Annotated in this window: 20 protein-coding genes; all 20 read right to left on the bottom strand. The window is 69.4% G+C overall.

What is annotated here, in order from left to right; translation table 11 throughout:
* Nucleotides 1-2 precede the first annotated feature (2 nt).
* The 20 genes from rpsC to ABUL08_RS27380 all read right to left on the bottom strand — a co-directional run bounded on the left by rpsC (nucleotide 3) and on the right by ABUL08_RS27380 (nucleotide 22,449).
* Nucleotides 3-875 carry a 30S ribosomal protein S3 gene (gene rpsC / locus ABUL08_RS27475; RefSeq protein WP_350932930.1) on the bottom strand — a complete coding sequence of 291 codons (873 nt, stop codon included), beginning with the start codon at nucleotides 873-875 and terminating at the stop codon, nucleotides 3-5.
* Complete coding sequence (gene rplV, locus ABUL08_RS27470) at nucleotides 875-1,333, bottom strand: 50S ribosomal protein L22 (protein ID WP_350932929.1); 459 nt, start codon at nucleotides 1,331-1,333, stop codon at nucleotides 875-877. The genes rpsC and rplV overlap by 1 nt, the downstream gene beginning before the upstream one ends.
* Nucleotides 1,334-1,373: 40 nt before the next feature.
* On the bottom strand, nucleotides 1,374-1,655 hold the full coding sequence (rpsS, locus tag ABUL08_RS27465) for a 30S ribosomal protein S19 (RefSeq protein WP_013735950.1): 282 nt from the start codon (nucleotides 1,653-1,655) through the stop codon (nucleotides 1,374-1,376).
* Nucleotides 1,656-1,667: 12 nt separating this feature from the next.
* Nucleotides 1,668-2,507, bottom strand: a complete 840-nt coding sequence (gene rplB, locus ABUL08_RS27460) for a 50S ribosomal protein L2 (protein ID WP_350932928.1) — start codon at nucleotides 2,505-2,507, stop codon at nucleotides 1,668-1,670.
* A 12-nt stretch (nucleotides 2,508-2,519) separates the two neighbouring features.
* On the bottom strand, nucleotides 2,520-2,822 hold the full coding sequence (gene rplW, locus ABUL08_RS27455; protein ID WP_091317975.1) for a 50S ribosomal protein L23: 303 nt from the start codon (nucleotides 2,820-2,822) through the stop codon (nucleotides 2,520-2,522).
* Nucleotides 2,819-3,484, bottom strand: a complete 666-nt coding sequence (rplD, locus tag ABUL08_RS27450; protein WP_350932927.1) for a 50S ribosomal protein L4 — start codon at nucleotides 3,482-3,484, stop codon at nucleotides 2,819-2,821. The genes rplW and rplD overlap by 4 nt, the downstream gene beginning before the upstream one ends.
* Nucleotides 3,481-4,146 carry a 50S ribosomal protein L3 gene (rplC, locus tag ABUL08_RS27445; RefSeq protein WP_350932926.1) on the bottom strand — a complete coding sequence of 222 codons (666 nt, stop codon included), beginning with the start codon at nucleotides 4,144-4,146 and terminating at the stop codon, nucleotides 3,481-3,483. Before rplC ends, rplD begins: the two co-directional genes overlap by 4 nt.
* A gap of 11 nt (nucleotides 4,147-4,157) precedes the next feature.
* On the bottom strand, nucleotides 4,158-4,466 hold the full coding sequence (rpsJ, locus tag ABUL08_RS27440; protein ID WP_007073037.1) for a 30S ribosomal protein S10: 309 nt from the start codon (nucleotides 4,464-4,466) through the stop codon (nucleotides 4,158-4,160).
* Nucleotides 4,467-4,819: 353 nt separating this feature from the next.
* Complete coding sequence (tuf, locus tag ABUL08_RS27435) at nucleotides 4,820-6,013, bottom strand: elongation factor Tu (RefSeq protein ID WP_242794491.1); 1,194 nt, start codon at nucleotides 6,011-6,013, stop codon at nucleotides 4,820-4,822.
* Nucleotides 6,014-6,235: 222 nt separating this feature from the next.
* Nucleotides 6,236-8,332, bottom strand: a complete 2,097-nt coding sequence (fusA, locus tag ABUL08_RS27430; protein WP_350932925.1) for an elongation factor G — start codon at nucleotides 8,330-8,332, stop codon at nucleotides 6,236-6,238.
* 77 nt (nucleotides 8,333-8,409) lie between these two features.
* On the bottom strand, nucleotides 8,410-8,880 hold the full coding sequence (gene rpsG, locus ABUL08_RS27425; protein WP_091079418.1) for a 30S ribosomal protein S7: 471 nt from the start codon (nucleotides 8,878-8,880) through the stop codon (nucleotides 8,410-8,412).
* 1 nt (nucleotide 8,881) lies between these two features.
* A complete protein-coding gene (gene rpsL, locus ABUL08_RS27420) occupies nucleotides 8,882-9,256 on the bottom strand; it encodes a 30S ribosomal protein S12 (RefSeq protein WP_007465318.1) in 375 nt (124 codons plus the stop codon).
* 528 nt (nucleotides 9,257-9,784) lie between these two features.
* Nucleotides 9,785-10,207 (bottom strand): hypothetical protein, encoded by a 423-nt coding sequence (locus tag ABUL08_RS27415; protein WP_350938866.1) that lies wholly within the window; start codon nucleotides 10,205-10,207, stop codon nucleotides 9,785-9,787.
* Between the two features lie 820 nt (nucleotides 10,208-11,027).
* Nucleotides 11,028-11,396 carry a hypothetical protein gene (locus tag ABUL08_RS27410; RefSeq protein ID WP_350932924.1) on the bottom strand — a complete coding sequence of 123 codons (369 nt, stop codon included), beginning with the start codon at nucleotides 11,394-11,396 and terminating at the stop codon, nucleotides 11,028-11,030.
* Between the two features lie 105 nt (nucleotides 11,397-11,501).
* Nucleotides 11,502-15,392 (bottom strand): DNA-directed RNA polymerase subunit beta', encoded by a 3,891-nt coding sequence (locus ABUL08_RS27405; protein WP_350932923.1) that lies wholly within the window; start codon nucleotides 15,390-15,392, stop codon nucleotides 11,502-11,504.
* 80 nt (nucleotides 15,393-15,472) lie between these two features.
* Nucleotides 15,473-18,904, bottom strand: a complete 3,432-nt coding sequence (gene rpoB / locus ABUL08_RS27400; RefSeq protein WP_350932922.1) for a DNA-directed RNA polymerase subunit beta — start codon at nucleotides 18,902-18,904, stop codon at nucleotides 15,473-15,475.
* Between the two features lie 573 nt (nucleotides 18,905-19,477).
* Nucleotides 19,478-19,867: a 50S ribosomal protein L7/L12 gene (rplL, locus tag ABUL08_RS27395; RefSeq protein ID WP_350932921.1), complete on the bottom strand. Its 390-nt coding sequence runs from the start codon at nucleotides 19,865-19,867 to the stop codon at nucleotides 19,478-19,480.
* A gap of 54 nt (nucleotides 19,868-19,921) precedes the next feature.
* Complete coding sequence (gene rplJ / locus ABUL08_RS27390) at nucleotides 19,922-20,470, bottom strand: 50S ribosomal protein L10 (protein WP_350932920.1); 549 nt, start codon at nucleotides 20,468-20,470, stop codon at nucleotides 19,922-19,924.
* A 402-nt stretch (nucleotides 20,471-20,872) separates the two neighbouring features.
* On the bottom strand, nucleotides 20,873-21,562 hold the full coding sequence (locus ABUL08_RS27385; protein WP_350932919.1) for a hypothetical protein: 690 nt from the start codon (nucleotides 21,560-21,562) through the stop codon (nucleotides 20,873-20,875).
* On the bottom strand, nucleotides 21,559-22,449 hold the full coding sequence (locus ABUL08_RS27380) for an ABC transporter ATP-binding protein (protein ID WP_350932918.1): 891 nt from the start codon (nucleotides 22,447-22,449) through the stop codon (nucleotides 21,559-21,561). Before ABUL08_RS27380 ends, ABUL08_RS27385 begins: the two co-directional genes overlap by 4 nt.
* Nucleotides 22,450-22,476 lie beyond the last annotated feature (27 nt).

The raw sequence follows: 22,476 nt of genomic DNA, 5'->3' as shown, positions 1-22,476 counted from the left end.
TGTCAGCCCTCCTGCTGCGTTTCTGCCGGCTGAGTGGCGGCCGCGGCGACAGCCCCGGCGTCGACCGGCTCGCCGGCCGGCGTCTCGGCCTGCTGCGCGATGGTGGTCGCGGCAGCCCGGCCGGCCTCGGTGCCACCGGCGGTCGTACCCGACGAACCCGACCGGCCACGACGCGGCCGCTCGGGCCGGTCGCCGCGGTCACGGCGCGGTCCGCGCGACGGAGCCGCCTCGGCCGGAGTCTCCCGGCCCGGGACGGCGTCGCCCTTGTAGATCCAGACCTTCACGCCGATCCGGCCGAAGGTGGTACGGGCCTCGAAGAAGCCGTACTCGATGTTGGCCCGCAGCGTGTGCAGCGGAACCCGGCCCTCGCGGTAGAACTCGGTCCGGCTCATCTCGGCGCCGCCGAGGCGACCCGAGACCTGAACCCGGATGCCCTTGCAGACCGGGTTCTTCATCGCCGACTGCATCGCCTTGCGCATGGCCCGACGGAAGCTGACCCGGCTGGAGAGCTGCTCGGCGACGCCCTGGGCAACCAGCTGCGCGTCCGACTCGGGGTTCTTGACCTCGATGATGTTCAGCTGCACCTGCTTGCCGGTGAGCTTCTCGAGCTCGCCGCGGATCCGGTCGGCCTCCGCACCCTTACGGCCGATGACGATGCCCGGCCGGGCGGTGTGGATGTCGACGCGGACCCGGTCCCGGGTGCGCTCGATGTCGACCTTGGAAATGCCGGCGCGCTCCAGGCCCTTGGACATCATCCGGCGGATCTTGACATCCTCGCCGATGTAGTCCTTGTAGAGCTTGTCCGCGAACCAGCGGGACTTCCAGTCGGTCGAGATGCCGAGCCGGAACCCAGTGGGGTGAACCTTCTGACCCATTACTCGGCACCCTCCGTCTTGCTCTCCGTCGCAGCGGCCTCAGCCTGCTTCGCCGGGGCGGCCTTCTTCGCCGAGGCCTTCTTCGGCGTCGCCGCAGCGACCGCCTCCACCGCCACGGTGATGTGGCACGTGCGCTTGCGGATCCGGTACGCCCGGCCCTGCGCACGCGGCCGGAACCGCTTCATCGTCGGGCCCTCGTCGACGAACGCCTCGCTGACGAGCAGCGCATCGGGGTCCAGCCGCTCGTTGTTCTCCGCGTTGGCGATCGCGCTCGCGAGCACCTTGTACACCTGCTCGCTCGCAGCCTGCGGCGCGAACTGCAGCACCGTGAGCGCCTCCTTCGCGGGCAGGCCGCGGACGAGGTTGACCACCCGGCGCGCCTTCATCGGCGAGATGCGCACGTGCCGCGCAACCGCCCGCGCGCCCGGAAGCACCGGAGCGTCGCCCTTTCCTGGCATCGCTGTAACCCCTTGTTCCTCTATCCGTATGCCCGCGGCGTCAGCGCCGGCGGCTCTTCCGGTCGTCCTTCTCGTGACCCTTGAACGTGCGGGTCAGCGCGAACTCGCCGAGCTTGTGCCCGACCATGGCCTCGGTCACGAACACCGGGACGTGCTTGCGTCCGTCGTGCACGGCGATCGTGTGCCCCAGCATCTCGGGGATGATCGTCGAGCGCCGCGACCAGGTCTTGATGACGTTCTTCGAGCCCTTCTCGTTCTGCGTCTCCACCTTCTTGAGCAGGTGGTCGTCGATGAACGGGCCCTTCTTCAGGCTGCGAGGCATGTCTTATCTCCCTCAGCCGCGCTTACGCGTGGCGTAGCGGCGGCGGACGATCAGCCGGTCGCTCGGCTGGCCCTTACGACGGGTACGGCCCTCGGGCTTACCCTGCGGGTTGACCGGGTGGCGACCGCCGGAGGTCTTACCCTCACCACCACCGTGCGGGTGGTCGACCGGGTTCATCGCCACACCACGGACGGTCGGGCGCTTGCCCTTCCACCGCATGCGGCCGGCCTTACCCCAGTTGATGTTCGACTGGTCGGCGTTGCCGATCTCGCCGATGCTGGCGCGGCAGCGCACGTCCACCCGCCGGATCTCACCGGAGGGCATACGGAGGGTCGCGTACACGCCCTCACGGCCGAGCAGCTGGATGCCGACGCCGGCCGAACGGGCCAGCTTGGCGCCGCCACCCGGACGCAGCTCCACGTTGTGGATGGTGGTACCGACCGGGATGTTGCGCAGCGGCAGGTTGTTGCCCGGCTTGATGTCGGCACCCGGGCCCGACTCGACCGCGTCGCCCTGCTTCAGGTCCTTCGGCGCGAGGATGTAGCGCTTCTCGCCGTCGGCGTAGTGCAGCAGCGCGATACGCGCGGTGCGGTTCGGGTCGTACTCGATGTGCGCGACCTTCGCCGGCACGCCGTCCTTGTCGACCCGCTTGAAGTCGATCAGACGGTACTGGCGCTTGTGGCCGCCACCGTGGTGGCGCGTGGTGATCCGGCCGTGGGCGTTGCGTCCGCCCTTCTTCGGCAGCGGAGCCAGCAGCGACTTCTCGGGCGTTGACCGGGTGATCTCGGCGAAGTCGGCGACGCTCGAGCCACGCCGGCCCGGCGTCGTCGGCTTGTACTTACGAATAGCCATTGTCTACACCCCTCAGCTGACCGGGCCGCCGAAGGCCTCGATACGGTCACCGTCAGCCAGCTTCACGATCGCCCGCTTGGTCGACTTGCGCTGACCGAACCCGGTCTTGGTGCGCTTGCGCTTGCCCTCGCGGTTGAGCGTGTTGACCGTCAGGACGCGGACGTTGAAGATCTGCTGGATAGCGATCTTGATCTCGGTCTTGTTGGCGTCCGGGTGCACCAGGAAGGTGTACCAGTTCCGGTTCAGCTCGCTGTAGCTCTTCTCCGAGACGACCGGCGCGACGATGATGTCGCGCGGATCGGCGATCGTGCTCACTTGCCACCCTCCTCGGTGGTCTCGGCGGGAACACCCAGGAACTCGTCCAGGGCGTCCTTGGTGAAGACCACGTCGTCGGCCACCAGCACGTCGTACGTGTTGAGCTGGCCGGCCTCGATGAGGTGCACCCGGCTGTCCCGCGCGTTGCGCAGGTTCCGCAGCGACACCCAGTTCAGCTCGTCGGTGCTGCTCAGCACGACCAGGACCCGACGGGCCCCGGTGAGCTTGGTGAGCGTGGCCAGCGCGGCCTTGGTCGACGGCTTCTCGCCCGAGACGAACGCCTCGACGACGTGCACCTGGCCGGCACGCGCCCGGTCGGAGAGGGCGCCACGCAGGGCGGCGGCCTTCATCTTCTTCGGGGTGCGCTGGCTGTAGTCGCGCGGCACCGGGCCGTGGACCACGCCACCGCCGGCGAACTGCGGCGCGCGGATCGAGCCCTGCCGGGCACGACCGGTGCCCTTCTGCTTGTACGGCTTCTTGCCGCCGCCGGCGACCTCGCCGCGGGTCTTGACCTTGTGCGTGCCCTGGCGGGCGGCCGCGAGCTGGGCCACCACGACCTGGTGCATCAGCGCAACGTTGGCCTGGACGTCGAAGATGTCGGCCGGCAGCTCCACGGAGCCGCTCTTGGCGCCTTCGACGTTGCGGACGTCAACGGTGGTCACTTGGCCGCACCGCCCTTCTTCACCTTGGTCTTGGCCGCGGTACGGACCAGGACCAGCGCACCCTTGGGGCCGGGAATGGCACCGCGGACGAGCAGGAGGTTGTTCTCGGTGTCGACCGCCTGGACGGTCAGGTTCTGGACGGTGTAGCGCACGCCACCCATCCGGCCCGCCATCCGGGTGCCCTTGAAGACGCGACCCGGGGTGGCGCAGGCGCCGATCGAGCCGGGCGAGCGGTGCTTGCGCTCGACACCGTGGCTGGCGCGCAGACCGTGGAAGCCGTGCCGCTTCATCGGGCCGGCGTAGCCCTTGCCCTTGGTCTTGCCGGTGACGTCGATGGTGACGCCCGCCGGGAACTCCTCGACCGTGACCTCCTGGCCCAGCGAGTAGTCCGCGGCGTCGGCGGTGCGCAGCTCGACGATGTGCCGGCGCGGCGCGACGTCCGCCTTCGCGTAGTGCCCGCTGATCGGCTTCTTGACCTTGCGCGGGTCGATCGTGCCGTACGCCAGCTGGACCGCGGAGTAACCGTCCTTCTCGGCGCTACGAACCTGGCTGATGACGCACGGGCCGGCCTGAACCACGGTCACCGGGACAACCTTGTTGTTGTCCCAGACCTGGGTCATGCCGAGCTTTGCGCCCAGGATCCCCTTGACTTGCCTGTCCATTTGTCCGGTCCCTACAGCTTGATCTCGATGTCGACGCCAGCCGGCAGGTCGAGGCGCATGAGCGAGTCGACCGTCTTCGGGGTCGGGTCGATGATGTCGATCAGACGCTTGTGCGTGCGCATCTCGAAGTGCTCGCGCGAGTCCTTGTACTTGTGCGGCGAGCGGATAACGCAGAAACGGTTGATCTCCGTGGGCAGCGGCACCGGGCCAGCGACCTGCGCCCCGGTACGCGTCACCGTCTCGACGATCTTCCGAGCCGAGGAGTCGACGACCTCGTGGTCATAGGCCTTGAGCCGGATGCGGATCTTCTGTCCCGCCATGGTGGCTTCTGTTCCTTCTCTCGATGCCGCTGTGTTGCGGGCGCCTGTACCGGCTGGTACAGGCCCACTTCCGCCGACCCCCGCGGTCGGGCGTGTCGCGCCCTCGGGCCAGGCTCCGCCCCGGGAGCCCGGAGCGATTCTCTGACCACGCGGTGGGTCATGGCGCCGATCGCGTTACCGCGACCTGGACGCCGTGCGAGGGTGGTTGACCGCCTGGGCGATCAACCACCCTGCGCGCGACTGTCAGTCTCCCGGAGGTCCAGCGTTCACCGGACGCAGGTCACTGACCGTCGTTACGCAACCTGACTAGTATGCCGCACGACCGGCGGCAACGCTAATCGGGGTTACCCGACTCACTTGATGATGCTGGTGACGCGACCCGCGCCGACCGTACGACCACCCTCGCGAATCGCGAACTTCAGGTTCTCCTCCATGGCGATGGGCTGGATCAGCTTCACCGTCATGGTGGTGTTGTCGCCCGGCATGACCATCTCGGTGCCCTCGGGCAGCGTGACGACGCCGGTGACGTCCGTGGTCCGGAAGTAGAACTGCGGGCGGTAGTTCTGGAAGAACGGGGTGTGCCGGCCGCCCTCCTCCTTGGAGAGGATGTAGACCGTCGCCTCGAACTCCGTGTGCGGGGTCGTGGTGCCCGGCTTGATGACGACCATGCCGCGCTCGACGTCCTCGCGCTTGATACCGCGCAGGAGCAGACCGACGTTCTCACCGGCCCGCGCCTCGTCCAGCAGCTTGCGGAACATCTCGATGCCGGTGCAGGTGGTCTTCATCGACTTCTCGCGAATACCGACGATCTCGACCTCCTCGTTCGGCTTGAGGATGCCACGCTCGGCGCGGCCGGTCACCACGGTGCCACGACCGGTGATCGTGAAGACGTCCTCGATCGGCATGAGGAACGGCTTCTCGGTCTCGCGCTCCGGCTGCGGGATCGCGGTGTCGACGGCGTTCATGAGGTCCATGAGCTTGCCGGTCCACTCGGGGTCACCCTCGAGGGCCTTCAGCGCCGAGACCCGGACGACCGGCAGGTCGTCACCCGGGTACTCCTGCGAGGAGAGCAGCTCGCGCACCTCGAGCTCGACGAGCTCCAGGAGCTCCTCGTCGTCGACCATGTCGCTCTTGTTGAGCGCCACGACGATGTACGGCACACCGACCTGACGGGCCAGCAGCACGTGCTCGCGGGTCTGCGGCATCGGGCCGTCGGTCGCCGCCACCACCAGGATCGCGCCGTCCATCTGCGCGGCACCGGTGATCATGTTCTTGATGTAGTCGGCGTGCCCGGGGCAGTCGACGTGCGCGTAGTGCCGCGCCTCGGTCTGGTACTCGACGTGCGCGATGGAGATCGTGATGCCGCGGGCCTTCTCCTCCGGCGCCTTGTCGATCTCGTCGAACGGCGTGTACGGGTTGAGGTCCGGGAACTGGTCGTGCAGGACCTTGGTGATGGCCGCCGTCAGCGTCGTCTTACCGTGGTCGATGTGACCAATGGTGCCGATGTTGACGTGCGGCTTAGTCCGCTCGAACTTCGCCTTCGCCACTGGTGTCCTCCTGTGGACTTCTTGGTTCGTTCGCCCCGGCGCGCCAAGTCGGCGCTTAGGACTCTGTCGACAGCCTTTCCGGCCTGACGGCCGGAGAGCTTGGTGGGTTCTGCGGCGATGAAGCCTACAGGCCCGGTCTCACGCAATCCGATCGAGGTGGCCGCGGGCGGGGATTCCCTCCCGCGACCAGCCTCGGATCATCGGATCAGATCCGGATGAGCGTCACTCACCCGTCGCCTTGGCGATGATCTCCTTCGCCACGCTCTGCGGAACCTCGGCGTAGGAGTCGAACTGCATGCTGTAGCTAGCCCGGCCCTGGGTCTTCGACCGCAGGTCGCCGACGTAGCCGAACATCTCCGACAACGGCACCAGAGCCTTCACGATGCGGGCGCCACTGCGCTCCTCCATCGCCTGGATGATTCCGCGGCGGGAGTTGAGGTCGCCGATGACGTCACCCATGTTCTCCTCAGGAGTGGTGACCTCAACGGCCATCATCGGCTCGAGCAGTGCGGGGTCGGCCTTGCGGGCCGCCTCCTTCATCACCATCGAGCCGGCGATCTTGAATGCCATTTCCGACGAGTCGACCTCGTGGTACTGGCCGTCCAGCAGCGTCAGCTTGACACCCACCAGCGGGAAGCCGGCCATGATGCCGTACTGCATCGCGTCCTGGGCACCCGCGTCCACCGAAGGGATGAACTCCCGGGGGATACGGCCACCGGTGACGGCGTTCGCGAACTCGTAGGTCGGCGAGTCGTTGTCCAGCGGCAGCGGCTCGATGCTCACGATGACGCGGGCGTACTGGCCGGAGCCACCGGTCTGCTTCTTGTGGGTGTACTCGATCTTCTCCACCTTGCGGCGGATCGTCTCGCGGTACGCCACCTGCGGCTTACCGATGTTCGCCTCGACGTTGAACTCGCGGCGCATCCGGTCGACCAGGATGTCCAGGTGCAGCTCGCCCATGCCGGAGATGACCGTCTGACCGGTCTCCTCGTCCAGCTTGACGCGGAAGGTCGGGTCCTCCTCGGCCAGCCGCTGGATGGCGGTGCTGAGCTTCTCCTGGTCGGCCTTGGTCTTCGGCTCGATGGCCACCTCGATGACCGGCTCGGGGAAGGTCATCGACTCCAGGATGACCGGGTTCGCCGGGTCGCAGAGGGTGTCACCGGTGGTGGTCTGCTTGAGACCCTGCACCGCGATGATGTCGCCAGCCTGGGCCGAGCCGCGCTCTTCCCGCTTGTTGGCGTGCATCTGGTAGATCTTGCCGATGCGCTCCTTGCGGTCCTTGGTGGAGTTGACCACCTGGGTGCCGGTCTCGACCACGCCGGAGTAGACCCGGACGTAGGTGAGCTTGCCGAGGTGCTTGTCGGTCTGGATCTTGAAGGCGAGACCGGAGAAGGGCTCGGACTTCGACGGCTTCCGCTGCAGCGGGGTCTCGCCGTCGGTGGCGGTGCCCTCGATGGCCGGGACGTCCAGCGGCGACGGCAGGAAGTCGACCACGGCGTCGAGCATGGGCTGCACGCCCTTGTTCTTGAACGCCGAGCCGCAGAGCACCGGGTTGGCCTTGCTGGCGATGGTGGCCCGCCGGATGGCGGCCTTGATCTCCTCGACGGAGATCTCCTCGCCCTCCAGGTACTTCTCCATGATCGCGTCGTCGACGTCGGCCAGGGTCTCCATCAGCTTCTCGCGCCACTCGGCCGCGGAGTCGGCCAGGTCGGCCGGGATCTCCTCGATCGCGTAGTCCTCACCCTTCTGGGTCTCCCCGCGCCAGGTGAGGGCGCGCATGTTGATCAGGTCGACGACGCCGATGTGGTCGCCCTCGAGCCCGATCGGGATCTGGAGGACCAGCGGGGTGGCGTTGAGCCGGTCGATCATCATCTGCACGCAGCGGAAGAAGTCGGCACCGGTCCGGTCGAGCTTGTTGACGAAGCACATCCGGGGGACGTGGTACTTGTCGGCCTGACGCCAGACGTTCTCCGTCTGCGGCTCCACGCCGGCGACGCCGTCGTAGACCGCGACCGCACCGTCCAGCACCCGCAGCGACCGCTCGACCTCGACCGTGAAGTCGACGTGACCGGGCGTGTCGATGATCTGGATCGTGTGGCCCTTCCACTCACACTTGGTAGCAGCGGAGGTGATGGTGATACCACGCTCCTGCTCCTGCTCCATCCAGTCCATGACGGCAGCGCCCTCGTGAACCTCACCGATCTTGTACGTGATACCGGTGTAGAACAGGATCCGCTCGGTGGTCGTGGTCTTACCGGCATCGATGTGCGCCATGATGCCGATGTTGCGTACGTTGGCGAGCGCGTCTGCGGCGGCCACTTCAATCCCTACTTATCGTCGTCTCGACTCAACTGGTGGCGGTTCCGGCGCCCGGAGGGGGCGCCGGAACCAGGGTGTTACCAGCGGTAGTGCGCGAAGGCCTTGTTGGACTCGGCCATCTTGTGCGTGTCCTCGCGCCGCTTGACGGCGGCACCGAGGCCGTTGCTCGCGTCCAGCAGCTCGTTCATCAGCCGCTCGACCATGGTCTTCTCGCGACGGGCCTTGGAGTAGGTCACCAGCCAGCGCAGACCGAGGGTGGTCGCGCGGGCGGGGCGGACCTCGACCGGCACCTGGTAGGTCGCGCCACCGACACGGCGGCTGCGGACCTCGAGGGTCGGCTTGACGTTGTCCATCGCCCGCTTCAGGGTGACGACCGGGTCGGTGCCGCTCTTCTCGCGGCAGCCCTCCAGGGCGGCGTACACGATGCGCTCGGCGAGCTGACGCTTGCCGCGCAGCAGGATCTTGTTCACCAGCTGGGTGACCAGGGGCGAGTTGTACACCGGGTCAGCGACCAGCGGCTTCCGCGGAGCGGGTCCCTTACGCGGCATGTCAGCTCTTCTCCTTCTTCGCGCCGTAACGGCTGCGCGCCTGCTTGCGGTTGCGGACACCCTGGGTGTCCAGCGAGCCGCGGACGATCTTGTAACGCACGCCGGGGAGGTCCTTCACCCGGCCGCCGCGGACGAGCACGATCGAGTGCTCCTGCAGGTTGTGACCGACGCCCGGGATGTAGGCGGTCACCTCGATCTGGCTGCTGAGCTTGACACGAGCGACCTTGCGGAGCGCCGAGTTCGGCTTCTTCGGGGTGGTGGTGTACACGCGGGTGCACACGCCGCGTCGCTGAGGGGATCCCTTCAGCGCCGGGGTCTTGGTCTTGGTCGTCTTGGCCTGGCGGCCCTTTCGGACCAGCTGCTGAATGGTGGGCACCGGGTTTCTCCGCTCCCTTCGGCCGCTGCGAAGCGACCGCGCCGTCTGCTCGTAGCCGGCCTCTTGGACGGCTCTCCTACCTTCCAACCGGGTCCACCTCACGGTGGTCCCAGCACCCGCGGTCGGGCGTGTCGCCCGGATCACGGTCCCGTTGCCGCCGCTCACGCGTCGCACCGGATTTGTGTCACCGGCACGCGGTTCACCGAGCGCCGGATCCTTGGCTCTGTCGTGCCGTCCCGCGATCACCGGTCGAACCGGCTCCAGCGCACGCACGAGTTGCCCGGGCTTGCCCGGGCGCAAGGGGAAAGAGTACCTACCACAGCCGCGCAGGTCAAAACGGAGCGGTCCGGGCGACTGCGTCGCAGTCCGCCGGCCTCACCCGTCGTCCCTGCCCACCCGTGATGGGCACCTACGGTGACAAGTGTACCGGCTCGGCCCGCCGGGCGACCCGGCGGCCCCGACCGGGCCCGATGTCCCGGTCCTCGTCGGAGCGGTCCGATCGACCGACGGCCGCCCGCGTGATGACGATCACGCGAACTGCACCGCCAGCGCCACCCCGAGCCCGAGCAGGCTGAGCAGCAGGCCCGCTCCGCCGCAGCTCAGACCGGCCACCGCGAGCCCCCGGCCGGTGAAGCGCACGGCCGGCGGCGGCGCGAGCCGGCGGATCTGCCGGCGGGCGAGCAGACCGGCGACGATCGCGGCCGTACCGGCCACCGCGCCGAGCACGGTGAAGGCACCCGCCGCCCACGCCCCGCCCAGGTTGGCACCGCCGAAGCCGAAGCAGAAGACCAGCAGCGACACGAGGATCGACGCGATCCCGGTCACCAGCGAACCCACGGCCAGGCCGGAGGTGACCGGCGGCACGTCGAGGTGGACCACGCCGAAGGGCGTACCGGGGACCGGATCGACCCGCTTCGGGGGCCGGGCCGGCTCGCGCGGAGGCGGCGGCACCGGTCCGGGCCGCGGGCCGACCGCCGGCGGCGCCGGCGCCCAGGCACCCGGCGGCGCCGACCCCGGGAAGGCCGGCCCACCACCGGGGTACGGCCCGACCGCCGGTGACTGCTGTCCCGGGTACGCCCCGAACGCCCCCGGCTGGCCCGGATGCCCCGGATACGGCCCCCCGGAGTAGGGCCCGCCGGAATACGGCGCCGGATAGGGCACGCCCGAGGCCGGGCCGCCGGAGTAGGGCCCGCCGGAGTACGGCGCGGGATAGGGCACGCCCGAGGCCGGGCTACCGGAGTGGGGACCCGGGTGGGGGGCACCCGGAGCCGGCTGGGGATGGCCCGGGAACTGCCCGGGCTGCGCCCCCGGCTGCCCGTGCGACGGGCCGGAGGGCGGGGCGGCGGACCAACCGGGGTGCGGCAGCTCCGGGAAGCGCCCGTACCCGGGCTGCTGCCCCGGGTACGACCCGGCCGGCTGCTGCCCCGGATACGCCGGGCCGGACGGCGGCACCGGCGGCGGGGCGTACCCCACGGAGGCGGTCTCCGGCGGCACGCTCGGCCCCTCGTCGGAGCCGGCGGCCGGCGCGGCCCAGGGGCTGACCGCGGCGGTCTCCTCCCCCGGCGGCCGGCCGGGGGCGTCCGGGGCGGGACCGACGGCGTCCGGGGGCCCGGCGGGCGGCCGGGACGGCTCGCCTCCCGACGGTGGGGCCGGTTCCGTCACGAGGTCCTCCTGTCGACGCGTGCCGTCCACCGGAGCGCGGCGGACAGGGGCCAGGCTACCGTCGCGTGTCCCGTTCCCGGGGCCGGGCGGGCACGCCTCCCCCGGGCGGTCAGTCCACGTTCGGGGCGTAGTCGTGGCCGAACGGGGACTCGGCGAGCCGGACCACCCCGATCACCACCGCTGCGGTCACCGCGACGGCCGCCAGGACCAGGCCGACCCGGGCCAGCCGCTCACCGCGACGCAGCCGGTCCGCGCCGGTGAGGAAACCACCCGAGGCGTACGCCTCCCGTCGGGCCTGCCGGGCGAGCAGGAGGGCGATCGTCGCGGGCACCACCCCGCCGACGAAGAACCCGGTCAACGCCCCGATCAGGCCGAGCGCGAAGACCGCGCGGGCCTTGGTCGACCGGACCGGCTCGGGGTCGAGCGGGTGGCGCGGTGCCTGGTGCGCCACGGCGGCCGGCCCGGGTGCGCTCGTCATGCCCACCATCATGCCCCGCCGCGGCCCCCCGGGCCGGGTCCCTTCCCGTCCCGGAACGCGACGAGGCCCCCGGCGGAATGCCGGGGGCCTCGTCGTCGTCACTGCCTAGCGGTACGACCCGAAGTCGAAGTCGTCCAGCGGCACGGCCTGGCCGCTGGCCGGTCCGAAGCCGTAGTCGGTCTCCGGGTAGCCGGTCATCGAGTAGACCTTGGCCTTCGCCTCCTCGGTCGGCTCGACCCGGACGTTGCGGTACTTGCTGATGCCGGTACCGGCCGGGATGAGCTTACCGATGATCACGTTCTCCTTGAGGCCGACCAGCGAGTCGCTGCGCGAGTTGATCGCCGCGTCGGTCAGCACCCGGGTGGTCTCCTGGAAGGAGGCCGCCGAGAGCCAGGAGTCGGTGGCCAGCGAGGCCTTGGTGATACCCATCAGCACCGGACGACCGGCGGCGGGCTCGCCACCCTCGCCGACGAGTCGGCGGTTCTCCGACTCGAAGAGCGCCCGGTCGACCAGCACGCCCGGCAGGAACTCGGTCGAGCCGGAGTCGATGACCGTCACCCGCTTGAGCATCTGGCGGATGATGATCTCGATGTGCTTGTCGTGGATGAGCACACCCTGCGAGCGGTAGACCTCCTGGACCTCCTGGGTCAGGTGGACCTGGACCGCGCGCGGGCCGAGGATGCGCAGCAGCTCGTGCGGGTCGATGGTGCCCTCGGTGAGCTTCTCGCCGACCTCGACGTGATCGCCGTCGTGGGTACGCAGCCGGACCCGCTTGGAGATCTTGTCGTAGACGATCTCGTCGCTGCCGTCGTCCGGCACCACGATGATCTTCCGCGACCGCTCGCCGTCCTCGATCCGGACCCGACCCGGGGTGTCGGCGATGGGCGCCTTGCCCTTCGGGACCCGGGCCTCGAAGATCTCCTGGACACGGGGCAGACCCTGGGTGATGTCCTCACCCGCGACACCACCGGTGTGGAAGGTACGCATCGTCAGCTGCGTACCCGGCTCACCGATCGACTGGGCGGCGATGATGCCGACCGCCTCGCCGACGTCCACGGTCTTGCCGGTCGGCAGCGAGCGGCCGTAGCACGCACCGCAGACGCCCAGCTTCGACTCGCAGGTGAGCACGCTGCGGACCCGGACCGTCTCCACCCCGGCGGCGACGATCGTGTCGACCCCGATGGAGTTGATGTCCTGACCACGGTGCGCGACGACGGTGCCGTCCGGCCCCTTGATGTCGTCGGCCAGGGTACGGGCGTGGACGCTGGTCTCCGCGTGCTCGTGCACGATGAGCCGGCCGTCCTCCGTACGCTGCCCGATCTGCATCGGGATGGCGCGGTCGGTGCCGCAGTCCTCCTCGCGGATGATGACGTCCTGCGAGACGTCCACCAGACGACGGGTCAGGTAACCCGAGTCGGCGGTCCGCAGCGCGGTGTCGGCGAGACCCTTACGGGCACCGTGCGTGGAGATGAAGTACTCCAGCACGGACAGACCCTCCCGGTAGGAGGCCTTGATCGGCCGCGGGATGATCTCACCCTTGGGGTTGGCCACCAGACCACGGATCGCCGCGATCTGCCGGAGCTGGAGCAGGTTACCGCGGGCACCCGAGTTGATCATCTTCCACAGCGGGTTCTCCTGCGGCAGCGCGGTGTCCATCTCCTTGGCGACCTCGTTGGTCGCCTTGGTCCAGATCTCGATGAGCTCGCCGCGACGCTCCTCGGCGGTCATCAGACCACGCTGGTACTGCTTGTCGATCCGGTCGGCTTCCTTCTCGTACCGCTCCAGGATCTCCCGCTTGCGCGGCGGAGCGATGACGTCCTCCATGCCGATGGTGACGCCGGACCAGGTGGCCCAGTGGAAACCGGCCTCCTTGAGCCCGTCCAGGGTGGCCGCGAGGGCCACCTTCGGGAAGCGCTCGGCGAGGTCGTTGACGATCGCGGAGAGCTGGCCCTTGCGGATCTCGTAGTTCACGAAGCGGTAGCCCTGCGGCAGCGTCTCGTTGAACAGGACCCGGCCGAGCGTGGTCTCCACGGTCAGCGGCTCACCCTCGACCCAGCCCTCGGGCGCGGTCCACGGCTCGGCGCCGGCACCGTTGTCGACCCCGACGACGCCGCGCAGCCGGATCTTGACCGGCGCGCCCAGGCTCAGCTCGCCGTTGTCGAACGCCATCCGCGCCTCGGCGTCCGAGCTGAACGCCCGGCCCTCGCCCTTCTCACCGGGGGTGAGGTGGGTGAGGTGGTAGAGACCGATGACCATGTCCTGGGTGGGCATGGTGACCGGCTTGCCGTCGGCCGGCTTGAGGATGTTGTTCGACGACAGCATCAGGATCCGCGCCTCGGCCTGCGCCTCGGCCGACAGCGGCACGTGGACCGCCATCTGGTCACCGTCGAAGTCCGCGTTGAACGCGGTGCAGACCAGCGGGTGGATCTGGATGGCCTTGCCCTCGACCAGCTGCGGCTCGAAGGCCTGGATGCCCAGCCGGTGCAGGGTCGGCGCGCGGTTCAGCAGCACCGGGTGCTCGCCGATGACCTCTTCCAGCACGTCCCACACGACCGGGCGCTGCCGCTCGACCATCCGCTTGGCGGACTTGATGTTCTGCGCGTGGTTGAGGTCGACCAGCCGCTTCATGACGAACGGCTTGAACAGCTCCAGCGCCATCTGCTTGGGCAGACCGCACTGGTGCAGCTTCAGCTTCGGGCCGACCACGATGACCGAACGGCCGGAGTAGTCGACGCGCTTGCCGAGCAGGTTCTGCCGGAACCGGCCCTGCTTGCCCTTGAGCATGTCGGAGAGCGACTTGAGCGGGCGGTTACCCGGGCCGGTGACCGGCCGACCGCGACGGCCGTTGTCGAACAGCGCGTCGACGGCCTCCTGGAGCATCCGCTTCTCGTTGTTGACGATGATCTCGGGCGCGCCGAGGTCGATCAGCCGCTTGAGGCGGTTGTTCCGGTTGATCACGCGGCGGTACAGGTCGTTCAGGTCGGAGGTCGCGAAGCGGCCACCGTCGAGCTGCACCATCGGGCGCAGGTCCGGCGGGATGACCGGGACGCAGTCCAGCACCATGCCGAGCGGCGAGTTGCGGGTGTTCTGGAACGCCGCGACGACCTTCAGCCGCTTGAGCGCGCGGATCTTCCGCTGGCCCTTGCCGGAGCGGATGGTCTCGCGCAGGCTCTCGGCCTCGGCCTCCAGGTCCATGTTCTGGACCAGGGCCTTGATGGCCTCGGCGCCCATGGCACCGGTGAAGTACTCGCCGAACCGGTCGCGCAGCTCGCGGTAGAGCAGCTCGTCGGTGACCAGCTGCTTCGGCTCCAGCTTGCGGAAGGTGTCGAGCACCTCGTCCAGGCGGTCGATCTCGCGCTGGGCCCGGTCGCGGATCTGGCGCATCTCGCGCTCTCCGCCCTCCTTGACCTTGCGCCGGACGTCCGCCTTGGCACCCTCGGCCTCCAGCTCGGCCAGGTCGGCCTCGAGCTTGGCGGCCCGCTTCTCGATCTCGGAGTCGCGGCTGTTCTCGGACTGCCGCTTCTCGGCGAGGATCTCGTTCTCGATGGTCGAGAGGTCACGGTGACGCGACTCGGCGTCAACGCTCGTCACGACGTACGAGGCGAAGTAGATGATCTTTTCGAGGTCCTTGGGGGCGAGGTCCAGCAGGTAACCCAGCCGGCTCGGGACGCCCTTGAAGTACCAGATGTGGGTCACCGGAGCAGCAAGCTCGATGTGCCCCATCCGCTCACGACGGACCTTGGAGCGGGTCACCTCGACGCCGCAGCGCTCGCAGATGATGCCCTTGAACCGGACCCGCTTGTACTTACCGCAGTAGCACTCCCAGTCCCGCTGCGGACCGAAGATCTTCTCGCAGAAGAGCCCGTCCTTTTCCGGCTTGAGCGTGCGGTAGTTGATCGTCTCGGGCTTCTTGACCTCACCGTGCGACCACTGACGGATGTCGTCGGCGGTGGCGAGGCCGATGCGCAGCTCGTCGAAGAAGTTGACGTCGAGCACTATGTCCCCTATGTCGTCGTCTGTACTGCTAGCTAGTGGGTGGGGGCGGGAGCCGGCGAACCGGCTCCCGCCCGCTCACCTCAGACCTCTTCGACCGAGCTCGGCTCGCGCCGGGACAGGTCGATGCCCAGCTCCTCCGCCGCCCGGAACACCTCGTCGTCGGTCTCGCGCATCTCCAGGGCCACACCGTCGCTGGAGAGCACCTCGACGTTGAGGCACAGCGACTGCAGCTCCTTGAGCAGCACCTTGAACGACTCCGGGATGCCCGGCTCGGGGATGTTCTCGCCCTTGACGATCGCCTCGTAGACCTTGACCCGGCCCAGGACGTCGTCGGACTTGATGGTGAGCAGCTCCTGCAGGGCGTAGGCAGCGCCGTACGCCTGCATCGCCCAGCACTCCATCTCACCGAAGCGCTGACCACCGAACTGCGCCTTACCACCCAGCGGCTGCTGCGTGATCATCGAGTACGGGCCGGTCGACCGGGCGTGGATCTTGTCGTCGACCAGGTGGTTGAGCTTCAGGATGTAGACGTACCCGACCGCGATCGGGTCCGGGATCGGCTCGCCGGAGCGGCCGTCGAAGAGCTGCGCCTTGCCGGTGCGCCCGATCAGCTGCTTGCCGTCCCGGTTGGGCAGGGTCGACGCCAGCAGACCGGAGATCTCCTCCTCGCGGGCACCGTCGAAGACCGGAGTGGCCACGTTGGTGTCCGGCTCGGACTCGTGCGCGTTGATCGAGCGGAGCTGACGCTTCCACTCCTCGTCGTCGCCGTCCACGCTCCAGCCGGTCTTGGCCACCCACCCGAGGTGGGTCTCCAGGACCTGACCGATGTTCATCCGGGACGGCACACCCAGCGGGTTCAGCACGATGTCGACGGGGGTCCCGTCCTCCAGGAACGGCATGTCCTCGACCGGAAGGATCTTGGAGATGACGCCCTTGTTACCGTGCCGGCCGGCGAGCTTGTCGCCGTCCTGGATCTTGCGCTTCTGGGCCACGTAGACCCGGACCAGCTCGTTGACGCCCGGCGGCAGCTCGTCGCCGTCCTCGCGGGAGAAGGTACGCACGCCGATGACCGTGCCGGTCTCGCCGTGCGGCACCTTCAGCGAGGTGTCCCGGACCTCACGCGCCTTCTCACCGAAGATCGCGCGGAGCAGCCGCTCCTCCGGGGTCAGCTCGGTCTCGCCCTTGGGCGTGACCTTGCCGACCAGGATGTCGCCGGGGACGACCTCGGCGCCGATCCGGATGATGCCGCGCTCGTCGAGGTCCGCGAGCATCTCCTCGCTGACGTTCGGGATGTCGCGGGTGATCTCCTCCGGGCCGAGCTTGGTGTCCCGGGCGTCGACCTCGTGCTCCTCGATGTGGATCGAGGTGAGCACGTCCTGCTGCACGAGGCGCTGCGACAGGATGATCGCGTCCTCGTAGTTGTGGCCCTCCCAGCACATGAACGCCACGAGCAGGTTGCGCCCGAGCGCCATCTCGCCCTCGTCCGTGCAGGGACCGTCGGCGATGACCTGACCGGCCTCGACGCGGTCGCCCTCGAAGACGACCGGCTTCTGGTTGACGCAGGAGCCGGCGTTGGAACGGCGGAACTTGTGCAGCAGGTAGGTGCGACGGTGGCCGTCGTCCTGGTGGATGGTGATGTAGTCGGCGCAGAGATCCTCGATCACACCGCCGACCTCGGCCACCACCACGTCGCCGGCGTCGACCGCGGCACGGTATTCCATGCCGGTGCCGACCAGTGGCGCCTCGGCCTTGACCAGCGGCACGGCCTGACGCTGCATGTTCGCGCCCATGAGCGCGCGGTTCGCGTCGTCGTGCTCGAGGAACGGGATCATCGCGGTCGCGACCGAGGTCATCTGCCGCGGCGAGACGTCCATGTAGTCGACGGCACCGGGGACGACGTCCTCGGTCTCGCCGCCCTTACGACGACACAGCACCCGGTCCTCGGCGAACGTGCCGTCGGCCTTGAGCGGCGCGTTGGCCTGGGCCTTGACGAACCGGTCCTCCTCGTCCGCGGTCAGGTAGTCGATCTGGTCGGTGACCCGACCCTCGACGACCTTCCGGTACGGCGTCTCGATGAAGCCGAACGGGTTGACCCGGGCGAAGGTGGACAGGGCGCCGATCAGGCCGATGTTCGGGCCTTCCGGCGTCTCGATCGGGCACATCCGGCCGTAGTGGGACGGGTGCACGTCCCGGACCTCGAAGCCGGCCCGCTCACGGGACAGACCACCCGGGCCGAGCGCGCTCAGCCGGCGCCGGTGGGTCAGACCCGCCAGCGGGTTGGTCTGGTCCATGAACTGGGACAGCTGCGACGTACCGAAGAACTCCTTGATCGCCGCCACCACCGGGCGGATGTTGATCAGGGTCTGCGGCGTGATCGCCTCGACGTCCTGGGTGGTCATCCGCTCGCGGACGACCCGCTCCATCCGGGACAGACCGACCCGGACCTGGTTCTGGATCAGCTCGCCCACCGTACGCAGACGGCGGTTGCCGAAGTGGTCGATGTCGTCGGCCTCGTAGCCCTCCTCACCGGCGTGCAGCCGGCAGAGGTATTCCACGGTGGCGACGATGTCGTCCTCGGTCAGCGTGCCGGTGGTGATCGGCACGTCCAGCTCGAGCTTCTTGTTGAACTTGTATCGACCGACCTTGGCGACGTCGTACCGCTTCGGGTTGAAGAAGAGGTTGTCGAGCAGGGTCTGGGCGTTCTCACGGGTCGGCGGCTCGCCAGGGCGGAGCTTCCGGTAGATGTCGAGAAGCGCCTCGTCCTGACCGGCGATGTGGTCCTTCTCGAGCGTGGTCATCATCAGCTCGGACCAGCCGAACTTCTCGCGGATCTGCTCCGCGGACCACCCGATGGCCTTCAGCAGGACCGTGACGGCCTGCCGACGCTTGCGGTCGATGCGGACGCCGACCGTGTCGCGCTTGTCGATGTCGAACTCCAGCCAGGCACCCCGGCTCGGGATGACCTTGACGCTGGAGAGGTCGCGGTCGGAGGTCTTGTCCGGCTGCTTGTCGAAGTAGACGCCCGGGGACCGGACGAGCTGGCTGACCACGACGCGCTCGGTGCCGTTGATGATGAAGGTGCCCTTCGGCGTCATCATCGGGAAGTCACCCATGAACACCGTCTGGCTCTTGATCTCGCCAGTGGTGTTGTTGGTGAACTCCGCGGTCACGAACAGCGGCGCGCAGTAGGTCAGGTCCTTCTCCTTGCACTCCTCGATCGAGGCCTTGACCTCGTCGAAGCGCGGAGCCGAGAAGGAGAGCGACATGGTGCCGGAGAAGTCCTCAATGGGACTGATCTCGTCGAGGATCTCCGCGAGACCCGAGCGTGCGTGCGGGTCGTCCGCCGACCGGCCCTGCCAAGCCTCGTTGCCGACGAGCCAGTCGAAGGACTCGTTCTGGATGGCGAGGAGGTTGGGGACCTCGAGGTGTTCGGTGATCCTGCCGAAAGAAACTCGGCGGGGCGCGAAAGCGCTCGACGTACGACTGGTCTTCGCAGGGCGGGAAGCTGCCAAGATGCGTCCTTCCGAGGACCGGTGCTGCAGAACGGCTGGTACGCGTGCACTCCAATGACCCCACCAGAAATATCCGTAAACGGACATTTCCGAGCAGGGGTCAAGTCGGAAGGCAGCGCAAACTAGCAGTGTAGCCGAGAGGCTAACCGCTGTCCAGCCCAACCCACAGGTCATCGCGGAACTCGCCTCGGGACCACGGAAAACCGGGTCTACCGGGCCGCTCGGAACGCGATGTTCCTGCCGGTCCGCTCGGGGACGGCGGCACTGGTGCTGCCGCTGCCATTACCCAAGCGATGGCCGTTGCAAGCGCGGAAGGTCTTGCTGGTGTCAGCGTGCCTGGCAGCCCCGTGTCGCGTCAAGGGCCGGTTACCGCTCGGGGTGTCTTTCCCACCGTCGGGCTACCGACTCCGGCCCGCTCCCCCGCCGTACGTCGACGTCGGACGCCCTGCTCACGCCGCTGTCACCGGAACCCACCAACGACAGCGGGCGGTGATCCGTTCCCGGATCACCGCCCGCCGCGACGCCGTGTGCCCCGGCTCACGTGAGCCGGACGCGCGTCAGGTGGAGCTCAGGTCACTTGAGGGTGACCTTGGCGCCCTCGCCCTCGAGCTTGGCCTTGGCCTTCTCGGCGGTCTCCTTGTTGACCTTCTCCAGGATGGCCTTCGGCGCGGACTCGACCGCGTCCTTGGCCTCCTTGAGGCCCAGGCCGGTCAGCTCACGCACGACCTTGATGACCTGGATCTTCTTGCCACCGTCACCCTCGAGGACGACGTCGAACTCGTCCTTCTCCTCCTCGGCGGGAGCGGCGGCGGCGCCACCGGCACCACCGGCGGCGGCAACCGCGACCGGCGCGGCGGCGGTGACCTCGAAGGTCTCCTCGAACTGCTTCACGAACTCAGAGAGCTCGATCAGCGTCATCTCCTTGAACGCGTCGAGCAGCTCGTCGGTGCTGAGCTTCGCCATGTCTGGCGTCCTTTCTCGCAATGAAAACTAAGAATGTGGTGCGCCGGGAGGGCCTCAGGCCGCCTCGGCGCCCTCCTGCTCGCGCTTCTTGTCCGCCAGGGCGGCCGCCGTGCGGACGGCCTTGGAGAGCGGAGCCTGGAACAGGGCCGCGGCCTTGCTCAGGTTGCCCTTCATCGCGCCGGCCAGCTTGGCCAGCAGCACCTCGCGGGACTCCAGGTCGGCGAGCTTCGTGACCTCGGCCGCGGAAATGGCCTTGCCCTCGAAGACACCGCCCTTGATGACGAGCTTCGGGTTGGCCTTCGCGAAGTCGCGAAGCCCCTTCGCCGCCTCGACGACGTCGCCCGAAACGAAAGTCAGCGCGGTAGGACCGGTGAACAGCTCGTCGAGGCCGGAGATACCCGCGTCGGTCGCCGCACGCTTCGCGAGCGTGTTCTTGGCAACCGTGTAGGTGGTCTCCTTGCCGAGCGAGCGCCGCAGCTGGGTGAGCTGGGAAACCGTCAGACCACGGTACTCGGTGAGCACCGCAGCGCCCGCGTTACGGAAGCTCTCGGTCAGCTCAGCGACGGCCGTGGCCTTGTCGGCCCGGATCGGCTTGTCCGCCATGTCCCTCCTCTCTCGTTGCTCGAGGCTGGTCGCCATCGGGGAGGGGAACTCCTCGACAGCGGCGGAGGCGACACGACAACGAGAAAAGCCCCGGCGCAGGGCGCGCGGGGCGAGGGCCGGCACGATCACCACGGTCGGCGGACCATGGGAGGAACCGAGTTTTCGCTTACCGCCCTGCGCGGGTCGTCCGTCATCGCGGAACCTTCGACCGTGCCGGAGCACGGTGACCAGCGGTCTCTGGGTGGAACTACGCCATCAGGTTACGCGACCCTCGGGTCAGCGCCAAATCGCCCCCCACGTGCGCCCGGTCACCGGGCCGCCGGGCCGCCGGGCCGCCAGGCCGGGCCACCCCCCGGGCCGCCAGGCCGGGCCACCCCCGGGCCGCCAGGCCGGGCCGGGGGGTCAGGCCCGGCTGCGGCGGCGCCACGCGTAGCCGGCACCGGCCGCCGCGCTCCACAGCACCGCCCAGCCGGTCAGCAACGCCCCGGCCGCCGGGGTGAGGCCACCGCTCAGCGCCCGGGCGGTCGGCAGCACCGGCGGGGCCAGCCAGGGCGCCGCCGAGCCGGTCAGACCGAGCACCAGGGCGCCGACCGCGCCGAGCACCAGGACGGCCACCCCGTAGCCGGCGCTGCGGGTGCAGGCCCGGCTGGCCAGCGCCCCGAGCACGACCGCCGCCGGCAGGGCGAGCAGGTGCGCCCAGAGGCCCAGGGCGACGCCGACGGCCACCGACCGGTCCCCCGGTGCCACCGGCCCCGTCACGCCGCCGACCAGCCACGGGAAGACCAGCGCGAGCAGCACCGTGCCGAGCCCGGCGACCACGGCGGCGAGCAGCCCGGCCGCCCGCTCCCGGGTCGGCCCGACCAGCACCCCGGCCAGCCGGCGCTGCACGTCCGGCTCGACGTCCAGCAGGATCTTGCTCTGCCAGGCCAGCACCGGGAAGAGCACCACCGCGGAGACGCCGTAGGCCTCCGCCGGCTGGGCCCGGCCACCGCCGTAGAGGACGGCGAGAGCGATCAGGCCGGCGAGCACCGGCGCCAGCGCCCGTCCGGTACGCAGGAAGCCGGCGAGCCGGAGCCGGACCAGCGCGGTCACCGCGTCACCTCGGGGGCGGGACCCTCGACGCCCGGCTCGTCCAGTGCCGCGCCGTCACCACCCCGTCCGGCGGCCGGCCACGCCCCCGCGCCCCCGACAGCCGGCTCACGATCCGGGACAGGTGCGGGGCCGGTCGGCGTGGACGGCGGGGAGAAGGCGTGGTCGCGTACCCGGATGACGTGGTGGCCGTCGGCGCGCAGGCGGGCGACGGTGCCCGCCACCCGCGCGGCCGGCACCGCCAGCTCGACCACGGCGAGCGCCGGCTCGCCGGTCGGTGCCTCCTCGGTCAGCGTGCCGTCGGCGACGGTCCAGAGCCGCGCGCCGGGCAGCCGGACCGTCTCGCCGCGGTGGTCGCTGACCAGGACCGCGCCGCCGCCGGTCAGCACCTCGTCGATCAGCTCGGGGACCAGCTCCCGGGCGGCGGCGTCCAGGCCCTCCCACGGCTCGTCGAGGACGAGCAGGCCGGGCGGGCGGAGCATCGCCTGAGCGAGTCCGACCTTCTGGGCGGTGCCCTTCGACAGCTGCGGCAGCCGGGTGTGCCGGAAGCCGCCCAGGCCCAGCCGCTCCGTCCAGTACGCCACGGCGCGCTCCGCGCCGGTCGCGGAGTGCCCGGCGATCCGGGCCATCGCGGTGAGGTAGTGCGCCACGGAGAAGGGCTGGTCGGCGGGGAACCGCTCCGGGACCCAGCCGACCGCCGCGGGCCGGTCGACCACCCGGCCCCGGCTCGGTCGGAGCACGCCGGCGGCGAGCTGGAGGAGGGTCGACTTGCCCACGCCGTTACGGCCGAGCACGATCGCCACCTCGCCCGGACCGATCTCCGCCGCCACCGCCCGCAGCACCCACCGGCCGCGCCGGTGGTACCGCAGCCAGACGTCATCGAGCCGCATGCGGCGAGCCTGCCACAGCGGTCAGCA

It is taken from the genome of Micromonospora sp. CCTCC AA 2012012 (genome assembly GCF_040499845.1).
Taxonomy (GTDB): domain Bacteria; phylum Actinomycetota; class Actinomycetes; order Mycobacteriales; family Micromonosporaceae; genus Micromonospora; species Micromonospora mangrovi.
The sequence above is the reverse complement of the archived record's forward strand: the minus strand, read 5'-3'. Positions and strand labels throughout refer to the sequence as shown.

Bases quoted from the DNA above. Each gene is read 5' to 3' on its own strand.
- rplL (WP_350932921.1), bottom strand. From the start codon at position 19,867: ATGGCGAAGCTCAGCACCGACGAGCTGCTCGACGCGTTCAAGGAGATG.
- rplV (WP_350932929.1), bottom strand. From the start codon at position 1,333: ATGCCAGGAAAGGGCGACGCTCCGGTGCTTCCGGGCGCGCGGGCGGTT.
- ABUL08_RS27380 (WP_350932918.1), bottom strand. From the start codon at position 22,449: ATGCGGCTCGATGACGTCTGGCTGCGGTACCACCGGCGCGGCCGGTGG.
- rpsG (WP_091079418.1), bottom strand. From the start codon at position 8,880: ATGCCGCGTAAGGGACCCGCTCCGCGGAAGCCGCTGGTCGCTGACCCG.
- rpsC (WP_350932930.1), bottom strand. From the start codon at position 875: ATGGGTCAGAAGGTTCACCCCACTGGGTTCCGGCTCGGCATCTCGACC.
- rplB (WP_350932928.1), bottom strand. From the start codon at position 2,507: ATGGCTATTCGTAAGTACAAGCCGACGACGCCGGGCCGGCGTGGCTCG.
- rpsS (WP_013735950.1), bottom strand. From the start codon at position 1,655: ATGCCTCGCAGCCTGAAGAAGGGCCCGTTCATCGACGACCACCTGCTC.
- rpsJ (WP_007073037.1), bottom strand. From the start codon at position 4,466: ATGGCGGGACAGAAGATCCGCATCCGGCTCAAGGCCTATGACCACGAG.
- rplJ (WP_350932920.1), bottom strand. From the start codon at position 20,470: ATGGCGGACAAGCCGATCCGGGCCGACAAGGCCACGGCCGTCGCTGAG.
- rplC (WP_350932926.1), bottom strand. From the start codon at position 4,146: ATGGACAGGCAAGTCAAGGGGATCCTGGGCGCAAAGCTCGGCATGACC.
- ABUL08_RS27410 (WP_350932924.1), bottom strand. From the start codon at position 11,396: ATGACGAGCGCACCCGGGCCGGCCGCCGTGGCGCACCAGGCACCGCGC.